The 1,085-nt window shown below is 46.2% G+C and carries 1 protein-coding gene; it reads right to left on the reverse strand.

The window, feature by feature from the left end; genetic code table 11:
- Window positions 1–194: 194 nt before the first annotated feature.
- A partial coding sequence (locus C1709_RS00075) for an IS256 family transposase, variant Zn-binding type (RefSeq protein WP_245836861.1) occupies window positions 195–1,085 on the reverse strand: 891 nt, incomplete at its 5' end.

Below are 1,085 nucleotides of genomic sequence, written 5' to 3' on the forward strand. Positions count from 1 at the left end.
GGCGTATAGCTCATTTTGCAGGCTAATTTTTTGGGTTAGGTGTTCAATAGCTCAAATTGCAGGCTGGCTTTATTCAGAATATTCAAAGAGTTTATATACCTTTGCCATGCAGTCTGAAGCATAATGGGGCTCTGCTGGGGAGCAACTCCATGAGGAATAGGATTGTGTAAAACGACAAGTATGAGCAGGATCCACTACGGGTGTGGTTCCTGCTTTTTCATACTTTGAGTTTCTATCAATGCCAAGAAAAACCCATTGATGAACCTTTTGCGATTCTCTTGTGTAAGTCCGCTATGATTGTTCAAGTTTTTCTTCAGGTCAGTGAATGTTCCCTCAATCTTGTTGTTAGTATTGGGCATTCCCCAGCATTCCTCCCGCTGACAGGTAAAGAGGTAAGGCAAGTAGAAATCAAGGCTGTTCATGGCTGACCTCAACCGTCGGTGCGTATAATGCAGCCTGCCGTCCTTGTGCAGGCTGCGGTGTTCTATCATACCCTTCCACTTTTCCTTCCATGCTTGATATTCGCTCCTGAAATCAGCCTCGTGGATTCGATGCAGCCTGTCCACAAGAGCCTTTAAATCCCGGCTGGCCAGCATTCTCGGATTCTGCGTAAGATACCTTCTGACAATCTGCTTCATGTGGAACTGGCACATCTGTACATGGTACTCAGAGAAAGACTTGAAGAGGCTCTTTTTCCCGTCAATAATTAGACCGCGTATGACATATCCACGCTTCTCAATACTGACGACTGCGTCTTCATAGTCCTTCACTGTCTCGCTCTTTACAAAGGACAGATAGAGAGGCTTTCCGCTCTCCGTATCCAATGCGAGCAGCACACCGAAGTTTCGACCCCAATACGTTACGTCCAGATGGACAAAACCACTTCCGTTTAGTGGAGGTTGCACCCACTCACACTTGATGTCATGCAACCTACGCTTGACCGTAGAGAGGCTTATCCTGAAGCGTACCGATAGTTCATTGATCGTCTGCTTCTGTTGTTGATAAGCAGTCCACAATTCATCATCGCTCACTTGGAAACCGGAGCGAAACTGATAGCCGCAATCCTGACATTTATACAGTTGTAC

This window comes from Metaprevotella massiliensis, assembly GCF_900241015.1.